Below are 5,852 nucleotides of genomic sequence, written 5' to 3'. Positions count from 1 at the left end.
TGAGGAATCTCAAGATTCTTCGCTTCGCTCTGAATGACAATGAAACTGTCATTCCGAATGGAATGAGGAATCTCTTTCAGTGTTTTAGATCGTTTAGAATAATTACTTTTTCCTAACTCCTAACTCCTAACTCCTAACTCCTAACTCCTAACTCCCATCCCTTCACCCTTCACTATTCACCCTTCACTACCAACCCTTCACCCTTCACCTACCAATGTCATTGCGAATGCAATGAGGAATCTCATGCAGTGTTTTAGTTCGTTTAGAATAATTACTTTTTCCTAATTCCACACTCCTAACTCCACACTCCTAACTCCTAACTCCTTACCCTTCACCATTCCCTGCTCACTGCTCACCGCTCACTGCTCACCGTTCACTGTCATCCCTTCACCCTTCACCTACCAATGTCATTCCGAATGCAATGAGTAATTTCTGGATTCTTCGCTTCGCTCTGAATGACAATGAAACTGTCATTCCGAATGGAATGAGGAATCTCTTTCAGTGTTTTAGATCGTTTAGAATAATTACATTTTCCTAATTCCACACTCCTAACTCCTAACTCCTAACCCCTAACTCCTTACCCTTCACCCTTCACCACTCACCACTCACCATTCACCACTCACCCTTCACTACTAACCCTTCTCGAATACCATAAAATTAAAATTCCTTATGTTCGTAAGTGCTAACCAACACTTCTTATGAAAAAAGAACTCAAATTGGAGATCCTTTTAAAGGAATACGAGCTTACCAATCAAAAGATCGAACGCTTTGTGGGAAATCAGTTTTTATACACCCAAGGGACCTTGGCACTGGCAGGAGGGTATATCTTCTTTCTTATTGAGGGAACCAGCTATTTTGATGCCTCCCAAGAGGCAGTACTTGCTTCTTTTAACAATACCAAATTTTATATTCAGTTCTTGCCATACGTATTGCTTACTATCTTGATGGGGGTTGCATATCAATTGCAGCGAACGCTCGGACTGCAGGGCTACAAGCGGTACTTGGAGGAACTTATCAATGCCAAAGCCGGAGAGAACCTAGTATCCTATGGACATATCGGCATGCGGTATATGGTACAAAAGAACATTATTTCTTGGATCAATTCCGGGATTTATCTGTTGCTTTACGGCGCATCGGTGGCATTGGCCTATTACAAACCGCCGCACCCCATAAGCAATTGGTACTTGATCTCCCATATTGTGTTGGCACTTCTGCTGGCACTGTTGGTGATCGTCAAACTACGTGGGCATGAGCAACGCGTGAAAGAAGCTGCAGAAAAGATTCATGCATCAGAGAAGCCTATTTCGAAAACAAAGTTTTAGAGGTTCGGCTCAACAGCTTTTTTAAGGCTATTCATACTCCTTAGTGACTGTAATACTTGTGGTTACTGCTTCTGTGGCTGCATTTACGGTTTCAATCTGCTCTACACCACCGTGTGGATTGATATAGAGCCTGCAAGGAAGATCGCCATCCTTTTGTTTCAAATAATCGATGGCGCCCCGACTATATTTTAGGTTGGCCGGAATGGTAATATTCTCTTCTATCCATGCACCGGCCAGTGTAAGGGTAAAGAAGATCTTTTTGTCCATTGTCTTGTAAGCATCGTTCATTGTCTTGATTGTTTTAGTATTAGTAATTATTGTTTTTTCTTCTTTGATTCAATATTTTTTCTTGCCGCCTTTATCCCGGTGTCCAAATATCCAAGTAGTTTATTCATGTCACTTAATGAATTGTTATAAGCTCGTATTACGTTGTAATTTACTTCATTCCGCTGTGGGATGCCCAATATGGTCGTGTTGTTATTTTCGCGCAAGGCATCTATATAGGTTTGGGTGCGATTATTATGGATCTCCCATCTATCGTTGAGGTTGTCCATCTTGTAAACGATCTCGTCATCAAAATTATCTAAGATATCGTTGATAGTACGGTTGAGGTCTGAAGTATTTGCCTGCTGCCGATCTTGTTGCTCCATTATATCCTTAAGGGAATCTTCTAAGACTTTTAAACGGGTTTTCATGACTTCGTATGTTGCAAAGGTTTGTTTATTGGATTCCAAGCGTTGGGTCTCAACGGCTAATTGGTCTTCCACTTCCTTAACGATCGTAGTGAACAGCACATCCTGCTCATTAATGGTCACTGCTTCTTTTGCGTCATCATTTTGGCAACTACTTAGAAAACAGGCGGCTAGTAATAGTAAAACAAATATTTTCATAATCATCATAGGTTTAAGTTGGTAAGAAGAATTTAGAAATAAATCGGGCAATTCCTACTTTTCGTTTTTTAGCTGTTTCATCGGCATCTATCAACACCATATCGGTGCTACTGCGTTTCAGGTAGAGTCCACTTAAGTATAAATCGACCAGATTGAGTTCGGAGATGACGGCAAATTTGGTGGTCTTTTGCCATGCGATCAGCCTATCGATATGCACACTCTTTCCGGTTTCTTCGTCATCGGCTAAGGGTTGTCCTTTGGTCATTAGGACCAATTTGCCCGGTCCTTTGGCCACCGGAAAGAAAGTTTGTGCGAAGAGGGTAGAGGTGAGACGTAAGCTGATCTCGGTACTTAGTTTTATATTTCCGGTAAGGGCCACCAAATGGTTGTAATCGAATACAACTTCTTCACCATCGCTAAGCGTCCACTCGACAAACTCGGCGCCTGCCAATGAACGGAAATCGATGGATTCTTCCGATTTCCTATTAATACTCACATGATTCATCAAATAGGTGTTGGTGCGAATGCGTCTGAAAAAGGAAGCGGTCCAACAATGAATACCTACTTTAGGAGCGCGTCCTGTTGGACGGTATTTTCTGGAAATAAAAAAGGTTTCTTTGTGATCTGCAGGAATGGAATATTCGATGCCGCAATTGCGAATGGTACCATTCTTAAAATCTTTTGGCGCTTCTGAAACGGTTACGTGTAGGTCTTCGTCCTCGTTGAAGGAAACGCGTGCGAACACATAGAAAAAACTTTTAAAAATAAGTAACACTAAAAGTAACTGACCAAAGAGTTTATTGGTTTCAATGGCACGATTTACCGCGGTAATGCTATTGGCAGAAAGCAGTTTCATTTGTTCAAATTGCTCATTTAGTTCATTTTTTACGCGTGCGTCGTAGGCATTTACCGAGTCTTGAAGAACTTGCATTTTTTCAATGACTACTTTGCCGCGTTGGCTGCTCTCTCTTATAACAGCCGCACTGCTGACCCGAGTGACACTATCGAGTTTTTCCGAAGCATCACTAGTAGCGGTATTAATGTTATTGGCGAGTCCGTCGGTCAGTGCATTGGTTTCCGCTTCAATGGCATCCATGCGACCCAATACATTGTTTTGCGTCGACGCATCGAAGAGCTTCGCTGTTCTCATTTCAACTTCATCCAGCGCATTACTCCTAAATTCTTTATAGGCATTACGCTGGCTCTTCTTTGCCATTTCTTCAATCCTACATCCAATCCATAATAGGATCTCTTCCGGATCGATAAGGAAATCGTACCAGTCCATTTCTTCCGGATCATAGCAATCTTTCGGTGCAAAATAAGAGATATAATGTTCCAATTCTTTTTTAAGATTATCGTCTAAAGTGTTTCTCGCATTTTGCGGGGCACTCTTCATAAACGCTTGAGATTCCGATTTTAGACGGGAAGTTCGCTCTGCAAGTGAATCTTTAAAAGTTTCGTTAAGTGTATTGGTGCGATTAATGAGCTGTGTCTTGGTGGTTATAGTACCATTACTTACATCATTTGCCAATGCATCGGTATTCGAAACAAACGTAGCGAGTTCGTTCTCTGCTTGGTAGCGACTTTTATTAAATTGTTTGTTTCTGCTTTCATTGGCTGAATCCATTTTCCTGTTGGCCATTGCTTGTTCGCCTGAAAGCATTGTGTGTACCGAAAGAATGGCATCGATCTCCAGACCCGATTTACCCGGAAATCGTTTTTGGACGACGATCTTTTTGAGCTTTGATGCCACTATGGCCGAAATAAAATAATCGGTTTTGTCCAAAGTGTCACAATAGGTTTGCTGTAAAAGACGGTAAGTATGTTTAAATTGATTGCTTACCTTAATAAAATCGTAACGACGTTCCTTAAGTATCGAATCATTTTTTAATAATTTCTGATCTACATATACCAACGCTTTAATCAAATTTGCTTGCTTAGTTTGAAGATCCGTGTAACCTTGAAAATACGTACCGGTGTTAAAACGTACATAAGGTTCCTGAGTGGCAAGTCTTAAAAGCGTGGTGTCTTCCGGGCGTTTTTTCTTTTCAATAAATTTATAGCGATACTCTTGTTTTTTTTGAAGGGAATCCGATGTGTAGAAAGCATAGTCCTTTTTATACGTAGTAATTACTTTTGGAACATCATAGTGCATCAAGTCTTCCACGGTTAACTTGGTATCCATATAATGCCGTTGCATACCCTTTATGGCATAGATCTTATCAATACCGTATTGTTCCAAACGTTGTGTTATGTATTGCTGCGGAATGGCAAAAAGTAGTATGGGACTCCAAAGCACAACCGATTTTAATAAGAGTAGGCCAAGGCGGGATCGCTTAACGGTTGCAAAGGTCTTGATATTCTGTTGAAACCAGAGAAAGATGAATCGGCATACCAACGTAAAAAAAATGAATAGAGTGGCTTGTTTTATAGACTGTAGGAAAGTCATTTCCAATTGTTGATTGCTTTCATACGTCACAAAAAATAGAATGCCGCAAAATAATAGGAAGGAAAGTGAACGGAGCTTCCCTTTCATGATAAAAATTACGAACGCTATCTTGGAAAGGATGGAAGACAATACTGCATAGAATGCAATATTTCCAAAATCTATAATGTCAATAAGATAAAACAGGACTAGGAAGATACTAGGACTAATGGCAAAGAAATAGAGGTATTTTTTATCAATGAGGATCAAATAGGTTCCTATTCCCGTAATAAGAAGAGAGGTCAATAAAGTGTTGAAGCCGGTATAGGCCAACGGATTTTCGAAAAGAAAATCCAATGCGGAAATACCACTAATGTAGAATAGTGAGAAATCGGCTATTGAAGGTAGCAATCCCAAGAGAATTAAAAATAACAATAGCTCCCTTCTGTTCAGAGAGGTGATGATGGGTCGTAAGAATTGATTATTCCCTAGAGAAGCAAGGAGCTTTCGCAGCGTTTTCGTCAAAATGGGTTTAGTTAGTCGTCTTAAAATTAAGCAATTAAATTTTAAATAAGTCCGAATTCTATTTAATTACGTGAGCACCTCTACAGGTGGGTATAAGAATTATCCAAAAAAAAAGTGTATTTATAAAGCTAGGACAGTTGCGCGATCACCTTTGGAGTGAACTGGGAATTTTTGTAAAAGTGTCGTCACATCGGCTACGCCGTCCAAGGCACATAAAAACCCTATGGCTTCACAAAGGCCCTTAAAGAGGGTGTCGGGATGGGAGGGGTCGTCCGGTTTGGCGTGGTCGTGGTGTAGGGGTAGTGTGTAACCACAGCCTTTTAAAAAAGCAGCTTCGGCTCCTAAAAGCTCTTGCGGGGTGTAACCCCCGAAACGCCGCCCCAGTCGCTGATGTACCAATCCCACATAGTTGAGTTGCTCGCTGCCGTGGGTGTCGCTCAAATGGCGCCAGGCGTCCGTGTTGTCGCAAATATTCCCTACGGCACACTGTTTCGCACACTCAGGGTGCAGCGCACCGTTGTGATACGCAGTATACAGCTTGGTGAGGGCCAGTTCGAGACGTTGCGGCAGTGGTTTCATGTAGTGGGTTCTGTTGCAGGAAGTTACAAAATATTTTAAATAATCTATTTCTTCTTTCTTTTCTTTTTTCCATTGATGAAAAAAGAAACAAAAAAATCTAGGCTGCAGAAA

5 protein-coding genes are annotated in these 5,852 nt (G+C 41.1%); 1 reads left to right on the top strand and 4 read right to left on the bottom strand.

What is annotated here, in order from left to right; genetic code table 11:
- The first annotated feature begins 698 nt into the window (after window positions 1-698).
- A complete protein-coding gene (locus AACZ11_RS12750; RefSeq protein WP_339832705.1) occupies window positions 699-1,322 on the top strand; it encodes a hypothetical protein in 624 nt (207 codons plus the stop codon).
- 27 nt (window positions 1,323-1,349) lie between these two features.
- On the opposite strand, the gene AACZ11_RS12745 is transcribed toward AACZ11_RS12750, so the two are convergent.
- The 4 genes from AACZ11_RS12745 to AACZ11_RS12730 all read right to left on the bottom strand — a co-directional run.
- On the bottom strand, window positions 1,350-1,610 hold the full coding sequence (locus tag AACZ11_RS12745; RefSeq protein ID WP_339832704.1) for a hypothetical protein: 261 nt from the start codon (window positions 1,608-1,610) through the stop codon (window positions 1,350-1,352).
- A 26-nt stretch (window positions 1,611-1,636) separates the two neighbouring features.
- Window positions 1,637-2,212, bottom strand: a complete 576-nt coding sequence (locus AACZ11_RS12740) for a hypothetical protein (RefSeq protein ID WP_339832703.1) — start codon at window positions 2,210-2,212, stop codon at window positions 1,637-1,639.
- 13 nt (window positions 2,213-2,225) lie between these two features.
- The gene (locus AACZ11_RS12735) at window positions 2,226-5,162 is read right to left on the bottom strand and encodes an AIM24 family protein (RefSeq protein WP_339832701.1); all 2,937 of its coding nucleotides are present in this window, start codon (window positions 5,160-5,162) and stop codon (window positions 2,226-2,228) included.
- 120 nt (window positions 5,163-5,282) lie between these two features.
- On the bottom strand, window positions 5,283-5,852 hold a 570-nt coding region (locus AACZ11_RS12730), incomplete at its 5' end, for a hypothetical protein (RefSeq protein ID WP_339832699.1).

This window comes from uncultured Altibacter sp., assembly GCF_963972995.1.
Classification (GTDB): domain Bacteria; phylum Bacteroidota; class Bacteroidia; order Flavobacteriales; family Flavobacteriaceae; genus Altibacter.
This window is presented reverse-complemented; position numbering and strand designations above follow the sequence as displayed.

What these genes read in the sequence shown, in the direction of transcription:
- AACZ11_RS12750 (WP_339832705.1), top strand. Translation starts at nt 699, where the DNA reads ATGAAAAAAGAACTCAAATTGGAGATCCTTTTAAAGGAATACGAGCTT.
- AACZ11_RS12745 (WP_339832704.1), bottom strand. Translation starts at nt 1,610, where the DNA reads ATGAACGATGCTTACAAGACAATGGACAAAAAGATCTTCTTTACCCTT.
- AACZ11_RS12740 (WP_339832703.1), bottom strand. Translation starts at nt 2,212, where the DNA reads ATGAAAATATTTGTTTTACTATTACTAGCCGCCTGTTTTCTAAGTAGT.